The organism is Variovorax sp. 54 (assembly GCF_002754375.1).
Lineage (GTDB): Bacteria > Pseudomonadota > Gammaproteobacteria > Burkholderiales > Burkholderiaceae_C > Variovorax.
In genome coordinates this window covers 6,251,981-6,267,928 of the sequence record NZ_PEFF01000001.1, presented here as the reverse complement: position 1 = coordinate 6,267,928, position 15,948 = coordinate 6,251,981, and the positions used below count along the sequence as shown (strand labels likewise).

Sequence of the window (15,948 nt, the reverse complement as noted above, 5' to 3'; positions counted from 1 at the left end):
GGGGGGGGTGCCGAACCGATCAGCGACCGGTCATGTTCTCCGGCACCACCCACGCATCGAACTGCTCGGCCGTCAGGTGCCCCGACGCAATCGCAGCCTCGCGCAGGCTCGTGCCTTCCTTGTGCGCCTTCTTCGCGATGTAGGCCGACTTGTCGTAACCGATGTGCGTGTTCAGCGCCGTCACCAGCATCAGCGAACGCTGCACCAGCTCGGTGATGCGCTCGCGGTTCGGCTCGATGCCCACGGCGCAGTGGTCATTGAAGCTCACCATGCCGTCGGCCAGCAGGCGCACGCTCTGCAGGAAGTTGTGCGCCACCATCGGGCGGAACACGTTCAGCTCGAAGTTGCCCGACGCGCCGCCGATGTTGATGGCGACGTCGTTGCCGAACACCTGCGCGGCCAGCATCGTGACGGCCTCGCTCTGGGTCGGGTTGACCTTGCCCGGCATGATCGACGAGCCGGGTTCGTTCTCGGGAATGCTCAGTTCGCCGATGCCGCTGCGCGGGCCGCTGGCGAGCCAGCGCACGTCGTTGGCGATCTTGTTCATGCTGGCGGCGAGCGTCTTCAGCGCGCCGTGGGCATGCACCAACGCATCGACGCTGGCCATGGCTTCGAACTTGTTCGGCGCGGTGACGAACGGCAGGCTGGTGAGTCTCGCCAGTTCGGCCGCGACCTGCTCCGCGTAGCCCTTGGGCGCATTGAGCCCGGTGCCGACGGCCGTGCCGCCCAGCGCCAGTTCGCACAGGTGCGGCAGCGCGGCGCGCACATGCGCCTCGCCGTGCGCCAACTGCGCCACGTAGCCCGAGAACTCCTGGCCCAGCGTGAGCGGCGTGGCGTCCTGCAGGTGGGTGCGGCCGATCTTCACGATGTCGGCGAAGTCTTCGGCCTTCTTCGCCAGCGTGCCGCGCAGCTTGGCGATGGCGGGCAGCAGCTTGTGCGTGATGGCCTCGACGGCCGCCACGTGCATGGCGGTCGGGAACACGTCGTTGCTCGACTGGCTGCGGTTCACGTCGTCGTTCGGGTGCACGAGGCGCCCTTCCCCGCGCTCGCCGCCGAGGATTTCGCTGGCGCGGTTGGCCAGCACCTCGTTGACGTTCATGTTGCTCTGCGTGCCCGAGCCGGTCTGCCAGACCACGAGCGGGAACTCGCCCGGGTGCTTGCCGGCAATGACCTCGTCGGCCGCGGCCACGATGGCCTGGGTCTTCTTTTCGTCCTGCAGACCCAGCGCGTGATTGACCACGGCCGACGCGCGCTTGACCTGGGCCAGCGCCTTGATGATCTCGCGCGGCTGCTGCTCGCCGGAGATGTCGAAGTTCTGCAGCGAGCGCTGCGTTTGCGCGCCCCACAGCTTGTCGGCCGGCACGTCGATCGGGCCGAAGGTGTCGCGCTCGGCACGGGTCTTGGGAGAAGTCGTCATGAGAAAAATGGCTCCGCAGTCTTGGATGGTTGCGCCGCCTGGTCGGGCGCGGGCCCGAGTATCGGCTCGATAAGAATAGCTCGCATCTGACGAGGCCTTTAGCCCGAATCCCACAGACACGATACGCCCGTGGGTTGACTCGCATCATGCCAAAAAGTTATAATCATGGGCTTCCGACGACCAACAAGTCATGTTGGTCACCCTTGCACTACTCGCGGATCTGTGAATCCCGTCGCGGTGCAAGGCCCTCCACGCCGGGCCCAGCCCGGCAAACCGGCCGGATCTTTTTCCGGCCCCATTGCCACGTCACGCTCATCCAGGCGGCGCCCCTCGACCAGGCCCGTTGTCTGCGAATGAAGCATCCGGCGGGCACTGGCTTCGTCGCCACGTCGTTTTCAGTGCCTGTCGGCAGCCCTCGGGGCTCGCCGGGCCATTGCATGCGCATGCGCAATCTTCATGCGCGCTGTCGGGCAGCTCCCTCATCGGGCTGATGGCGTGGCCGTTGCCGTCCTTCGGGGCGGTGCTGTGTCCACCCTTCACTCAAGGAGCCCCGGCATATGGCCAAAGGAATTCTCATCGACCATGTCTTCAAGGTGTTCGGCGATTCGCCCGAACAAGCCCTGGAGCTGGTCCGCCAAGGTTTTTCGAAAAAGGAAATCCTGGCGCAAACCGGCCAGTCGATCGGCGTGTTCGACGCCACCTTCGAGATCCAGGCCGGCGAGATCTTCGTGATCATGGGCCTGTCGGGCTCGGGCAAGTCGACGCTGGTGCGGCTGCTCAACCGCCTGATCGAGCCGACCGCCGGGCGCATCGTGATCGATGGCGCCGACATCAACGAGCATTCCGACAGCAAGCTGCGCGCGCTGCGCCGCAAGGACATCAGCATGGTGTTCCAGTCGTTCGCGCTGATGCCGCACATGACGGTGCGCGAGAACACCGCCTTCGGCCTGGAGCTGTCGGGCACGCGCAAGAAAGACCGCCTCGCGCAGGCCGACCTCGCGCTGGCGCAGGTGGGCCTTTCGGGCTGGGGCGACAGCTACCCCGACGAGCTCTCGGGCGGCATGCAGCAGCGCGTGGGCCTGGCGCGCGCGCTGGCGTCTGACCCGTCGATCCTGCTGATGGACGAGGCCTTTTCGGCGCTCGACCCGATCATCCGCACCGAGATGCAGTCGGAGCTGCTGCGACTGCAGCAGGTGCAGCGCCGCACCATCGTGTTCATTTCGCACGATCTGGACGAAGCCATGCGCATCGGCGACCGCATCGCGATCATGAAGGACGGCCACGTGATCCAGGTCGGCACGCCCGACGAGATTCTGCGCAGGCCGGCCGACGACTACGTGCGCAGCTTCGTGCGCGGCGTGGACGCGGCGGCGGTGTTCAAGGCGGCCGACATCGCGCGCAAATCGCTCACCGTGGTGTGCGAGCACCCCGAGCGCGGCGCGCACGCGGCGCTCAAGCTGCTCGAAGACCAGGACCGCGACTTCGCCTACGTGACCAGCCCGACCAAGCGCTTCCTGGGCGTGGTCTCGGCCGACACGCTGCGCGGCGCGCTCGACGGGCATTCGGGCCCGCTCGGACTGCACCACGCCTTTCTCGACGAACTGCCGCGCATCGACGCCGAAGCCCCCGTGGCCGGCCTCATCGGCCAGCTCGCGCAGGCGCCGTGCGCCCTGCCGGTGGTGGCCGGCGACGGCCGCTTCTGCGGCGCGATCAGCAAGACGACGCTGCTCAAGTTCCTGGACCGCGACACGCCGCCGATCGAACCCGTCTCGCCGCACGCCGCCCCCGCACTCGCCGCCGAGCCGCACTGAATTCACGAAGGACCTTGAACGATGAACGACACCACATTGCCTTCCGACCTGAACGCGCCCCTGATGGACGCACCCATTCTGGACACGCCCGCCGCGCCCGCGCCCACCCCTGCCCTCGACCCGTGGGAAGCGATCTCGGCCGCGCCTGACACCTCGACCGCCAGCGCCTGGCTCGATGCGCCGGCGAACACCGCACACGCCCTCGCGGGCCAAGCCGACACCGCCACCAGTGGCTTCTCGCTGCACCGCCTGTGGGACGGCTCGCTGCCCGTCGAGGCCTGGATCAACCAGGGCCTGGGCTGGGTGGTCGAGCATTTCCGCCCCTTCTTCCAGACCGTGCGCCTGCCCATCGACAGCACGCTCAACTCGGTACAAAGCCTGCTCACCGCCCTGCCCGCGCTGCCGATGATTGCGATCATCGGCCTGCTCGCCTGGCAGTTCGCCGGCCGCGCGCTGGCCATCGGCACCGTCGTGTCGCTGATGCTGGTGACCATGCTCGGCATCTGGCCCGAGGCCATGGTCACGCTGTCGCTGGTGCTGACCTCGCTGGTGTTCTGCATGGTCATCGGCCTGCCGCTGGGCGTGCTGCTGGCCAGCAACGACCGCGCCCAGCGCGTGATGCGCCCGGTGCTCGACGCGATGCAGACCACGCCGGCCTTCGTGTACCTCGTGCCGGTGGTGATGCTGTTCGGCATCGGCAACGTGCCGGGCGTGATCGTGACCATCGTCTTCGCGCTCGCCCCGCTGGTGCGCCTGACCAACCTTGGCCTGCGCCAGGTGCGGCCCGACCTCATCGAGGCCGCGCGCGCCTACGGCGCCTCGCCCTGGCAGATGCTGCTGAAGGTGAAGCTGCCGCTGGCCATGCCATCGATCATGGCCGGCATCAACCAGGCGCTGATGCTGTCGCTGTCGATGGTGGTGATCGCCTCGATGATCGCGGTGGGTGGCCTCGGCCAGATGGTGTTGCGCGGCATCGGCCGGCTCGACATGGGCCTGGCCACCGTCGGCGGCCTGGGCATCGTGCTGCTGGCGATCACGCTGGACCGCCTGACGCAGGCCATGGGCAAGTCGCGCCGCAGCGCCGGCCACCGCTGGTGGTACACGGGACCGGCCGGCCTTGCGCTGCGCACGCTGCAGCGCCTTGTCGGCACGCCCTCGCGCGGCTCGCACGCCGACGACGCCGTGCCCGCCCTTTCCACGCAAGCGCACTGACCGTCACGGAGGACATCCACGCATGAAGACAACCCGCCTTTTCTTCGCCCGCGGCCTCCTGGCGCTGGGCTTCGTCGCCTTCGGTGCGACCGCACAGGCCGCCAATGACCTGCCCGGCCAGGGCGTCACCGTGCAGCCGCTGAAAAGCTCGCTCGCCGAGGAAGCCTTCCAGACGCTGCTGGTGATGCGCGCGCTCGAGAAGCTCGGTTACACCGTCGAGCCGATGAAGGACCTCGAGCCCGCCACCGAGCACCTGGCCATTGCCAATGGCGACGCCACGTTCATGGCCAACCACTGGAGCCTGCTGCACGCCGACTTCTACAAGAACAGCGGCGGCGACGCCAAGCTGTGGCACCAGGGCGTGTACTCCGACGGCGCGGTGCAGGGCTACCTGATCGACCGCAAGACCGCTGAGCAGTACAACATCACCAGCCTCGCGCAGCTGAAAGACCCGGCCATCGCCAAGCTGTTCGATGCCGACGGCGACGGCAAGGCCGACCTCACCGGCTGCAACCCCGGCTGGGGCTGCGAGCTGGCCATCGAGGGCCACCTGAGCGCCTACCAGCTGCGCGACAGCGTGACCCACAAGCAGGGCAGCTACGCCGCGCTCATGGCCGACACCATCGCGCGCTTCAAGCAGGACAAGCCAATCCTTTACTACACCTGGACGCCCTACTGGGTCAGCGCCGTGCTGCGTCCGGGCGCTGACGTGGTCTGGCTGCAGGTGCCGTTCTCGCCGCCGCAGGCCGGCGAGCCGGTGAACACGCGGCTGTCGAACGGCCGCAACTACGGCTTCCTGGCCAACCAGCAGCGCATCGTTGCCAACCGGGCCTTCATCGAGAAGAACCCCGCCGCCGGCCGCCTGTTCGAGGTGATGAAGCTGCCGATCGCCGACATCAACGCGCAGAACCTGCGCATGAGCGAAGGCGCGAACAGCATGCAGGACGTGACGCGCCACACCGACGGCTGGATTCGGGTGCACCAGGCGACCTTCGACGGGTGGATTGCAGAGGCGCGCGCCGCCGCCCGGTAACACCGACTCACACCCGCGCCGGCGCCCTTTCGCCCGGCGCCGGCCTGCGGTATTGGTGGCTGAGATAATCGAGGGCGTTCCCCTCCAATAAGACTCCCCACCATGACGACCACGATCCAGCAGGCCGACCTGATCGAATCGATCAGCGCCGCGCTCCAGTACATCAGCTACTACCACCCCGCGGACTACATTGCCCACCTGGCGAAGGCCTACGAGCGCGAGCAGAGTCCCGCCGCCAAGGACGCCATTGCGCAGATCCTGACCAACAGCAAGATGAGCGCCACGGGTCACCGCCCGATCTGCCAGGACACCGGCATCGTCAACGTGTTCCTCAAGGTGGGCATGGACGTGCGCTGGGGCGGCTTCACCGGTTCGCTGGACGACGCCATCAACGAAGGCGTGCGCCGCGGCTACAACCACCCCGACAACACGCTGCGCGCCTCGGTCGTGGGCGATCCGCAGTTCGATCGCAAGAACACCAAGGACAACACGCCCGCGGTGATCTTCACCGAGATCGTGCCCGGCAACACCGTCGAAGTGACGGTGGCCGCCAAGGGCGGCGGCAGCGAGAACAAGAGCAAGCTGGTCATGCTGAACCCCGGCGACAGCGTGGTCGACTGGGTGCTCAAGACCGTGCCCACCATGGGCGCCGGCTGGTGCCCGCCGGGCATGCTGGGCATCGGCATCGGCGGCACCGCCGAGAAGGCCGCGCTCATGGCAAAGGAAAGCCTGATGGACGACCTGGACATGCACGAGCTGCAGGCCAAGGCCGCCTCGGGCGCCGAGCTGAGCAAGGTCGAGGCGCTGCGCCTGGAGCTGTTCGAGAAGGTCAATGCCCTGGGCATCGGCGCGCAGGGCCTGGGCGGCCTGGCCACCGTGCTCGACGTCAAGATCAAGATGTACCCCACGCACGCGGCGAGCAAGCCCGTGGCGATGATCCCCAACTGCGCGGCCACGCGCCACGCGCACTTCGTGATGGACGGCAGCGGCGCGGTCTACCTCGATCCGCCGTCGCTCGACCTGTGGCCCGACGTGAACTGGGCGCCCGACGAAAAGAAGAGCAAGCGCGTCGACCTGAACAAGCTCACGCCCGCCGAAGTCGCCAGCTGGAAGCCGGGCGACACGATCCTGCTGAACGGCAAGATGCTCACCGGCCGCGACGCCGCGCACAAGCGCATCCAGGACATGCTGGCCAAGGGCGAGAAGCTGCCGGTGGACTTCACGAACCGCGTCATCTACTACGTCGGCCCGGTCGATCCGGTCGGCAACGAAGCCGTGGGCCCCGCCGGCCCGACCACCGCCACGCGCATGGACGGCTTCACCGAGATGATGCTGGCGCAAACCGGCCTGATCGCCATGATCGGCAAGGCCGAGCGCGGCCCGGTCGCCATCGAGGCCATCAAGAAGCACAAGAGCGCTTACCTCATGGCCGTGGGCGGCGCCGCCTACCTCGTGAGCAAAGCCATCAAGACCGCCAAGGTCGTGGGCTTTGCGGACCTGGGCATGGAAGCCATCTACGAATTCGACGTGGTCGACATGCCGGTAACCGTGGCGGTCGATGCCGGCGGCACCAGCGCGCACATCACCGGCCCGGCCGAGTGGCAAAAGCGCATTGCCAGCGGCGAGTTCAAGACCATTCCGCTGGAAGTCGCTTGAACCCGGTCGGCGTGTTCGACAGCGGCGTCGGCGGGCTGAGCACGCTCGCCGCGCTGCAGGCCGAGCTGCCGACCGAACGCTTCGTCTACTTCGCCGACACCGCGAACGCGCCGTATGGCGAGCGCGGCGACGCCTACGTCATCGCGCACTCGCGCCAGGTGGTCGAACACCTGCTGCGCGCGCACGACATCAAGGCGCTGGTGGTGGCCTGCAACACGGCCACCACGGCGGCGATCCATGTGCTGCGCGCCGAATTCCCCGCCCTGCCCATCGTGGGTCTGGAGCCGGCGCTCAAGCCCGCTGTGGCGACGAGTCGCACCGGCAACATCGCGGTGCTGGCCACGCGCGGCACACTCGCCAGCGCCCGGTACGCGGCGCTGCGCGATTCCTTTGCAGGCGCGACGACCGTGCGGCCCGTGCCGTGCGATGGGCTCGTGAAGGCCATCGAAGGCTTCGACAGTGCCACCATCGCAGCGCTGTGCGAGCGCTACATGGCGGAAGCAGGCCCCTTCGGCGAGGGCCCAGGCCAGGTCGATACCGTGGTGCTCGGCTGTACGCACTACCCGCTCGTGAAAGACGAACTGCAGCGCCACGCACCGCCGACGCTGCGCTTCATCGACACCGGCGCGCCGGTCGCGCAGCAGACCCGCCGCGTGCTGACCTCGCTCGGCCGGCTGGCAGATGAACGCAGCGAAGGCGGCCTGGTGCTCGAGAGCAGCGGCAATCTGGCAGTGCTCGAAGCAGCCGCCACGCGTTGGCTTCCCGCACGTTCGCAACCCGCTGCAGTGCCTGCGGCAAACGCCGCCTGACCTCACGACTGGCAATGCGCGCCCTCTTCTTCCTGCGTCATGCGCTGCTCCTGCTGGGCCTGGCCTCGGCCGTCGGCCTGAGCCACGCCGCCTGCGAAAGCGGGCTGGCCGAGCGCATGCATGCCAAGCTTTACCCCAAGCAGCCGCTCGACGAACGGCTCGCGGCCTGCAAGGTCTGGCCGGCGTTTCCCGGCCGCAGCATCGTGGTGCTGCCGATGCCGCGCGAAACCACCGACAAGGGCGCCAAGGTCTTCGACCTCGCGCTGCTGCTGATCCAGCGGCCCGACAACGGCAACACCGACCGCGACACGGTGATCGGGCGGATCTTCCTGCCCGAGGCGCTCGACGAAGACGCCACCACCGCGATCCAGGAGATCCGCGTCGACACCTCGCGCTACGTGCTGTCGTCCGACACGCGCGCCTTCGGCCTGCGCGTGCGCTACCGCGGCAACAGCCCGACCTCGGGCCCGCAGGCCAGCGAGACCGTGCGCCTCTACGTGCAGCACGGCAACAAGCTGCGCCAGGTGCTGCAGGAGGTCGAGCTCGACCACGACAACGGCGGCTGGGACGCCACCTGCACCGGCCACTTCGAGAAGCTGCGCACCATGCTGTCGGTCGCGCGCACGACGAGCAACGGCTTCGCCGACCTGCAGCTGTCGCGCACGCTGGTGCAAAGCCGTGCGCAGGAACAGGAAGACCAGGGCTGCGTCGAGAAGGCGTTGCCCGCGAAGTTCAGCACCGTGACGCTGCGCTATGACGGCGAGCGCTACAAGGTGCCGAAGTCGCTGCAGCAGATGCCCTGACGAGCACTTGAAACCTGGCTGGTCTTTCATGGACCCGTCATACGAAAGTAACAGCATGCGCGGTTTGTTCCCAAGAACGGCCACGTACCATGAGTTCGCTTTCCCTCCCGTCCCGCATTCCCTTCCAACCCATGCTGCTCGCCGGCGCCCTCTCGTTGTTGCTCGCTGCCTGCGGCGGCGGCAGTGACGGCGGCGGCTTCAACGGCTTCTCCCCGCCCACGGCCAACCCGCCGACCACGCCGCCGGCCGTGGTGCACCCCGAGCCCGACCAGCTCGTGTCGAAGGCGCAGTTCACGCCCAACGCAGGCACTACCGAAGGCTCGTCCGACGCATCGACCGCCATCGCCCTGCCCGGCGACTTCATGCTCGTGGCTGACGACGAAGCGAACGTGCTGCGCGTGTACCCGCGCGCCGGCGGCGCCGCGGTGAAGGAATGGAGCTACAAGGACGAAGGCCCGAAGCTCGCCAAGGAACTCGACCTCGAAGCCGGCACGCGCATCGGCGACACGCTGTACTTCACCGGCTCCAACAGCAACAAGAAGGACGGCGGCGACGCAGCAGCCGACCGCTCGCACCTCTTCGCAGTGAAGGTCGGCGGCACGGGCGCGGCCACCACCTTCGACTACGTGGGCCAGTTCTCGCTGCTCGAAGCGCAGCTCATCGCCTGGGACACCAGCAACGCCCATGGACTCGGCGCCAGCCACTTCGGCTTTGCCGCGTCGGCCGCCGCCGGCATCGTGCCGGAGCGCATCGACGGCTTCTCGATCGAAGGCATGACCAGCGCGCCGGACGACACCGCTCTGTGGCTGGGCTTCCGCGCACCACAGACCGGTGCCTCGGTGCGCGCCAAGGCGCTGATCGTGCCGCTGCAGAACCACGCCGCGTTGATGGCCGGCACTGCCACGCAAGCCGTCTTCGGCGCGCCCATCGAACTGGAGCTGGGAGGCCGCGGCATCCGCTCGATCGACAAGGGCACCGACGGCAACTACCTGATCGTCGCGGGCCCTGCGGGCGCCGCGGTGCCGGACGTGGACCGCAACTTCGCGCTGTTCGCCTGGGACGGCAACCCAAGCAGCGCACCGGTCGAACTGTCGAACGACCTCGACGCGTTGCGCAAGGCCACGGGCGGCAGCTTCGAATCCGTCGTCGAAGTGCCGGGCCCGGTGAAGGCCGGCACACAGGTGCAGCTGCTGCTGGACAACGGCGACACGAAGTGGGACGGCAAGACCGCCTCGAAGGACCTGCCCGCCGCCGAGCAGAAGTTCGACGGTTTTGTGGTGCGCCTGGGCGCCCCGTGGGTCGACACGGCCGCACCGAAGCTGAAGAAGGCCTCGCCGCCGGCCGGCCGCGTGGGCGTCAACCTCGACACCTCGGTCATCCTGTCGTTCAACGAGGCCGTGCGCCTCGGGTCCGGGCGCATCGTGCTGCACGCGGCCGACGGTGCCGTGGTCGAGACCTTCCACGCCAACAGCCCCGCCGCGCGCGTGCAGGTGGCGTTCAACGTGCTCACGCTGGTGCCGACGGCCAAGCTCGCGATGAACGCCGGCTACTACGTCACGGTCGATGCCAACGCCATCACCGACGCAGCCGGCAATGCCTTCGCGGGCATCAACGACACGACGTCGCTGGGCTTCACGACGGCCGGCGTGCCGACGCCGCTGGCAGCCGGCGACCTGCTCTTCATGGCCGCCAACGCCGAGACGCCCGACGCCTATGCCTTCGTGCTGCTGAAGGCAGTGAACGGTGGGACGCAGGTGCTGTTCACAGACCGCGACCGCAAGAAGGACGCGGCCGAGTTCACCGACATCACCAACGAAACCGCCTTTTTCTGGACCGCGAACCAGAACCTGCCGGCCGGCACCATCGTGACGATCCAGACCGATGTCGTGGGCAGCCCGATCGCGGACATCGGCTACACGCTCGGCTCGCCGGGCGGCATCGGCAAGTCGGAGACGGTCTACGCCATCGCGGGCGGCACCATCGAAGGCGTCGGCGAAGGCAAGGCGGGCAAGATCACGGCGGTCGGCAACTACCTCGCGAGCATCACGCTCGGCGGCGCCGCAGGCACCATTCCCGATGCGCTCACGGCGGCGGGAACGGCGTTCAGCTTCACGGTGAGCCCGGCCAACCAGACCAATGCGATCTACAACGGCTCGCTCGATCGCTCGGACCTGGGCGCTTTCGCGGCACGCGTGAAGAACCCGGCCAACTGGGTCCAGCGCTACGCGCCGGAAGCCGGCTACCCGCTAACCCGCGACAGCCTGTTCGGCGACAAGCTGCCCTGAGCGTCGTGGGCTAGCGAGCCTGCAGTGCGGCCTTGCGGCCGCGCTGCATGTCGATCGGCAGCAGCAGCAACAGCCCGCCGATGAACAGCACCGCGGTCGAGAGGATCGCGATGCGCTGGTTGCCGCCGGTGGCCCAGGTGATCGCACCGAAGCTCAACGGGCCGATGATGCTGGCCAGGCGCGTGGCGAAGGTCCAGAGCCCGAAGAACTCGGCAAGCTGCTGCGGCGGCGCAAGGTAGCCCGTCATCGCGCGACCGGCCGATTGGCTCGAGCCCATCGCCAGCCCCGCGATGGCGGCGGCCCACCAGAAGCCGCCCTTGGTCGTGACCCACGCGGCAATCACGCACACCGCGATCCACGCGAGCAGCGTCGCGGCCAGCGACACCTTGTGGCCGATGCGGTCCTGCACGTAGCCAAAGCTGAAGGCGCCGAGCGCAGCCGCGAGGTTGAGCACGAAGATCAGCACCATCGTCTCGCTCGCGACGAAGCCGATCACCTGCTCCGCGTAGATCGCCGCCAGCGTGATCGCCACCGCCACACCGCCCTGGTAGCAGACGGTGCAGACCAGCAGCCACATGAAGTCGCGGTAGGCGCGGGCCTGCTGGAAGGTGGCGCGCAGCTGCCTCCAGGCGCTGTCCTGGCCGCGACTCGCCTGCGGCACGGCGCGTTCAGGCAGCAAGGCGAAAGTCGCGCAGGCGGCCACGCCATAGATCGCCGCCGTGATCAGCATCGTGACCGGCACGAAGTGCGCCGCGGGCAACCCGCGCGCTTGCGACCACAGCACGTAGGCCAGGCACAGCCCCAGCGCCAGCATGCCGCCGACATAGCCGAAGGCCCAGCCCCAGCCGCTCACCTTGCCCATGCCTTCGGCCGTCGCCAGCTCGGGCAGGAACGCGCCTGTCAGCGACTCGCCGTAGGAATAGAACGCATTGGAGACGATCACCAGCGTCATCGCGAACGCGACGCCGATCGCACCGCCCGCAAAGCCTGGCGTGAGTGCGAGCGCCGCAGTGGCGAGCACGCAGCCTGTGGTCGTCATGACCAGCACGCGCTTCTTGGCGCCGTGCAGGTCGGCCCAGGCGCCGATGGCGGGCATCGTGAACATCACGATGGCGTACGAGGTGCTGAGGGCCGCGGTCCACGCAAAGGTGGCCCATGGCGCGCCCTTGGCGATGCCACCGACGAAGTAGGCGGCAAACACCGCCGTGATCACGACCGTGGTGTAGCCCGAGTTCGCGAAGTCGTACATCGCCCAGCCGAACACCTCGCGCTTGCGCACGCCGGGGCGCAACGCGGAGGCTGGAAACAGGGCCATGCGGCCTTAGCGCCGGGCGAAGAGAAGGATCAGTGCAGGTGGCGCGGACGACGGCCACCGCCGTGACCACCCCCACCGCTGCCGCCGCCGGCCCCACCGGCACCGCGCGGACGCTTGCCGATTTCGAGCGAGTTCACGAGGGCGTCGAAACGGTCGCTGAAGAGGCGATCGATCTCGGCGACCACACCGCCCAACTCGGCGCCGTCGAAGTGGCGTTCCATGAGGTTGACCACGTCTTCGACCAGCAGGTCGCGCTGCACCTGCATGATCGCGGCGGGGTTGGGGCCCACGAACAGCATCAGGAAATCGTCGCGCGATTCTTCGTCGGGGTCGCCCTCTTCCTCGTCGAAATCGGTGTCGTAGAAGGTGACTTCGATCGCGGCGCCGCGTTCGGAGAGTTCGTTCAGGGCCATGCACATCTCGTCGAGCGCCTGGCGGAAGTCTTCGTCGCCCGGCACGGTCCAGCAGATCTGCAGCGTGTGATCCTTTTGCTCGAAACGAATGCCGGGTTCTTCTTCGTAGGTGCTGGTGGCACCGTCGGCCAGCGATTTGGCGCCCGCGTATTTCCAGAGCGGCTTCAGCGCCTCCTGGATTTGCTCGAAGCTCGCGTCCGCGCGCAGCGGCACATCGCCATGCACATGGATCTCAAATGGAGCGTTGTAGCGAGGCATCAAATACTCCCTTGTAAATATGGTGGTACCCGGAACGGGGGTCGAACCCGTATGCCCCGATCAAGGAAGCGGCGGATTTTAAGTCCGATGTGTCTACCAATTTCACCATCCGGGCCACAGGTTGAACATCGACGATAACCCAAATGAAACAAGCCCCGGCAACGTCGGTTGGCGGGGCTTGTGTATCGGAGCCGATCGGTCTTGATGAGAGAGTGGAGGCGCGACCCGGAGTCGAACCGGGCTACACGGATTTGCAATCCGTTGCATAACCGCTTTGCTATCGCGCCACGCTGAATAACGAAATCGAACTGCGAAAAAAAGGGAAGCTGGTTGCTTCCCTTTTTCAAAAACTGGAGCGGGAAAAGAGTCTCGAACTCTCGACCTCAACCTTGGCAAGGTTGCGCTCTACCAACTGAGCTATTCCCGCGTTTCGAGCCTCAAATTATATACCAGTTTTTCGAGGCTTCACAAGTTCTGCAATCAATCGATCAATGCTTGACCGAGCCTTCGGAAGCCGGTGACCCCGCCCGCTGCTTGGCCAGTTCGGCCACCGCAGCAGCCGATGCGGCCACCTCTTCGTCGGACAGCGGCTCGGGCATCTTCTCGAGTGCGATCTCGAGCACCTTGTCGATCCACTTCACCGGCACGATCTCGAGGCCGTTCTTCACGTTCTCGGGAATGTCCTGCAGGTCCTTGGCGTTCTCTTCGGGGATCAGCACGGTCTTGATGCCGCCGCGCAGTGCGGCCAGCAGCTTTTCCTTCAGACCACCGATGGCCGTGACTTCGCCGCGCAGCGTGATCTCGCCGGTCATCGCGACGTCGGCACGCACCGGGATGCCGGTGAGCGCCGACACGAAGGCCGTCGTCATCGCCGCGCCCGCGCTCGGACCGTCCTTGGGTGTCGCGCCGTCGGGCACGTGGATGTGGATGTCGCGCTTCTCGAACACCTCGTCCTTGATGCCCAGGCGGCGCGAGCGGCTGCGCACCACGGTGCGTGCAGCCTCGACCGATTCCTTCATCACGTCGCCGAGCGAACCCGTGCGGCTGATCACGCCCTTGCCGGGCATGGTGACCGCTTCGATCGTCAGCAGATCGCCGCCGACTTCGGTCCACGCAAGGCCGACCACCTGGCCGACCTGGTTCTGCTTCTCGGCCAGGCCGAAGCTGTACTTGCGCACGCCGAGGAACTCGTTGAGGTTCTCGCCGTCGACCGTGACCTTGGGCGTCAGTTGCTTGAGCAGCAGGCCCTTCACCACCTTGCGGCAGATCTTGGACAGCTCGCGCTCGAGCGAACGCACGCCGGCTTCACGCGTGTAGTAGCGCACGATGTCGCGCACAGCGGATTCGGTGACGGCCAGCTCGTCGTCCTTCACGCCGTTGTTCTTCAGCTGCTTGGGCAGCAGGTACTTGATCGCGATGTTGGTCTTCTCGTCCTCGGTGTAGCCCGAGAGGCGGATGACTTCCATGCGGTCCAGCAGCGCCGGCGGGATGTTCATCGAGTTCGAGGTGGCGACGAACATGACGTCGCTCAGGTCGAAGTCGACTTCCACGTAGTGGTCGCCGAAGGTGTGGTTCTGCTCCGGATCGAGCACCTCGAGCAGCGCGCTCGATGGGTCGCCGCGGAAGTCGGTGCCCAGCTTGTCGATTTCGTCGAGCAGGAACAGCGGGTTGCGCGTGCCAATCTTGCTCAGCCCCTGCAGCACCTTGCCCGGCAGCGCGCCGATGTAGGTGCGGCGGTGGCCGCGAATCTCGGCTTCGTCGCGCATGCCGCCCAGCGCCATGCGGGTGTACTTGCGGCCGGTCGCTTTCGCGATCGACTGCCCCAGCGAGGTCTTGCCGACACCCGGTGGGCCCACGAGGCACAGGATGGGTGCCTTCACCTTGTCGACGCGTTGCTGCACCGCAAGATATTCAAGGATGCGGTCCTTGACCTTCTCGAGGCCGTAGTGGTCGGCATTGAGCACGGCCTCGGCGTTCGCCAGGTCGTGCTTGATCTTGGTCTTCTTGCTCCACGGCAGGGCGATGAGCACGTCGATGTAGTTGCGCACCACCGTGGCTTCGGCCGACATGGGCGACATGAGCTTGAGCTTCTTGAGCTCGCCCTCGGCCTTCTTCAGGCCTTCCTTGGACATCTTGGCGAGCTTGATCTTCTTCTCGATCTCCTCGATGTCCGCGCCCTCTTCGCCTTCGCCGAGCTCCTTCTGGATGGCCTTGACCTGCTCGTTGAGATAGAAGTCGCGCTGGTTCTTCTCCATCTGGCGCTTCACGCGGCCACGGATCTTCTTGTCGACGTTCAGGATGTCGACTTCGCGCTCGAGCTGGCCGAACAGGTTTTCCAGGCGCGCCTTGACGTCGTCGAGGTCGAGCACGGCCTGCTTGTTGTCGAGCTTGAGCGGCAGGTGGGCGGCGATGGTGTCGGCCAGGCGGCCGGCGTCGTCGATGCTCGAGATCGAGGTCAGGATCTCGGGCGGAATCTTCTTGTTCAGTTTGACGTACTGGTCGAACTGCTGCATCACCGCGCGGCGCAGCGCCTCGACCTCGGTGCCCTTCTCGCCGCCTTCGAGCGCCTCGACGGGCGTCACGTTGGCCGAGAAATGGGTTTCGCCGTCATCGATGCGGTTCACGCGGGCGCGCTGCTGGCCTTCGACCAGCACCTTCACGGTGCCGTCGGGCAGCTTGAGCATCTGCAGGATGGTCGAGACGCAGCCGACCTCGAACATGTCCTCGACCGAGGGCTCGTCCTTGGCGGCGGCCTTCTGGGCTACCAGCATGATGCGGCGCTCGGCTTCCATCGCCAGCTCGAGCGCCTTGATGCTCTTCGGGCGACCCACGAAGAGCGGGATCACCATGTGGGGAAACACCACGACGTCGCGCAGCGGCAGCAGCGGCAGGTCGAGGGCCTCGGGGGGCAATGGGGTATGACCAGACATGAGCGT

11 protein-coding genes and 3 tRNA genes are annotated in these 15,948 nt (G+C 67.0%); 7 read left to right on the top strand and 7 right to left on the bottom strand.

The window, feature by feature from the left end:
- Positions 1-19: 19 nt before the first annotated feature.
- On the bottom strand, positions 20-1,417 hold the full coding sequence (fumC, locus tag CLU95_RS28695; RefSeq protein ID WP_099796731.1) for a class II fumarate hydratase: 1,398 nt from the start codon (positions 1,415-1,417) through the stop codon (positions 20-22).
- A gap of 557 nt (positions 1,418-1,974) precedes the next feature.
- Here fumC and proV point away from each other — a divergent pair.
- The 7 genes from proV (at position 1,975) to CLU95_RS28660 (ending at position 11,026) form a co-directional block, all read left to right on the top strand.
- Positions 1,975-3,228 (top strand): glycine betaine/L-proline ABC transporter ATP-binding protein ProV, encoded by a 1,254-nt coding sequence (gene proV, locus CLU95_RS28690; RefSeq protein WP_099796730.1) that lies wholly within the window; start codon positions 1,975-1,977, stop codon positions 3,226-3,228.
- Positions 3,229-3,249: 21 nt separating this feature from the next.
- A complete protein-coding gene (gene proW / locus CLU95_RS28685) occupies positions 3,250-4,440 on the top strand; it encodes a glycine betaine/L-proline ABC transporter permease ProW (RefSeq protein ID WP_099796729.1) in 1,191 nt (396 codons plus the stop codon).
- Positions 4,441-4,462: 22 nt separating this feature from the next.
- Positions 4,463-5,473 carry a glycine betaine/L-proline ABC transporter substrate-binding protein ProX gene (proX, locus tag CLU95_RS28680; RefSeq protein ID WP_099796728.1) on the top strand — a complete coding sequence of 337 codons (1,011 nt, stop codon included), beginning with the start codon at positions 4,463-4,465 and terminating at the stop codon, positions 5,471-5,473.
- A 102-nt stretch (positions 5,474-5,575) separates the two neighbouring features.
- Positions 5,576-7,129 carry a fumarate hydratase gene (locus CLU95_RS28675; RefSeq protein ID WP_099796727.1) on the top strand — a complete coding sequence of 518 codons (1,554 nt, stop codon included), beginning with the start codon at positions 5,576-5,578 and terminating at the stop codon, positions 7,127-7,129.
- Entirely contained in the window at positions 7,126-7,938 is an 813-nt protein-coding gene (gene murI, locus CLU95_RS28670) for a glutamate racemase (RefSeq protein WP_099796726.1), read from the top strand. The genes CLU95_RS28675 and murI overlap by 4 nt, the downstream gene beginning before the upstream one ends.
- Positions 7,939-7,952: 14 nt before the next feature.
- Positions 7,953-8,741: a hypothetical protein gene (locus CLU95_RS28665; protein ID WP_099796725.1), complete on the top strand. Its 789-nt coding sequence runs from the start codon at positions 7,953-7,955 to the stop codon at positions 8,739-8,741.
- An 89-nt stretch (positions 8,742-8,830) separates the two neighbouring features.
- On the top strand, positions 8,831-11,026 hold the full coding sequence (locus CLU95_RS28660) for an Ig-like domain-containing protein (RefSeq protein ID WP_099796724.1): 2,196 nt from the start codon (positions 8,831-8,833) through the stop codon (positions 11,024-11,026).
- A gap of 10 nt (positions 11,027-11,036) precedes the next feature.
- Here CLU95_RS28660 and CLU95_RS28655 read toward each other — a convergent pair whose 3' ends face one another.
- The 6 genes from CLU95_RS28655 to lon all read right to left on the bottom strand — a co-directional run bounded on the left by CLU95_RS28655 (position 11,037) and on the right by lon (position 15,942).
- On the bottom strand, positions 11,037-12,341 hold the full coding sequence (locus CLU95_RS28655; RefSeq protein ID WP_099796723.1) for an MFS transporter: 1,305 nt from the start codon (positions 12,339-12,341) through the stop codon (positions 11,037-11,039).
- 29 nt (positions 12,342-12,370) lie between these two features.
- A complete protein-coding gene (locus CLU95_RS28650; protein ID WP_099796722.1) occupies positions 12,371-13,012 on the bottom strand; it encodes a DUF6806 family protein in 642 nt (213 codons plus the stop codon).
- Between the two features lie 23 nt (positions 13,013-13,035).
- Positions 13,036-13,127 (bottom strand) — tRNA-Leu (locus CLU95_RS28645).
- Positions 13,128-13,225: 98 nt separating this feature from the next.
- Positions 13,226-13,299, bottom strand: a tRNA-Cys gene (locus CLU95_RS28640).
- Positions 13,300-13,363: 64 nt separating this feature from the next.
- Positions 13,364-13,439, bottom strand: a tRNA-Gly gene (locus CLU95_RS28635).
- Positions 13,440-13,500: 61 nt separating this feature from the next.
- Positions 13,501-15,942 carry an endopeptidase La gene (lon, locus tag CLU95_RS28630; RefSeq protein ID WP_099796721.1) on the bottom strand — a complete coding sequence of 814 codons (2,442 nt, stop codon included), beginning with the start codon at positions 15,940-15,942 and terminating at the stop codon, positions 13,501-13,503.
- Positions 15,943-15,948 lie beyond the last annotated feature (6 nt).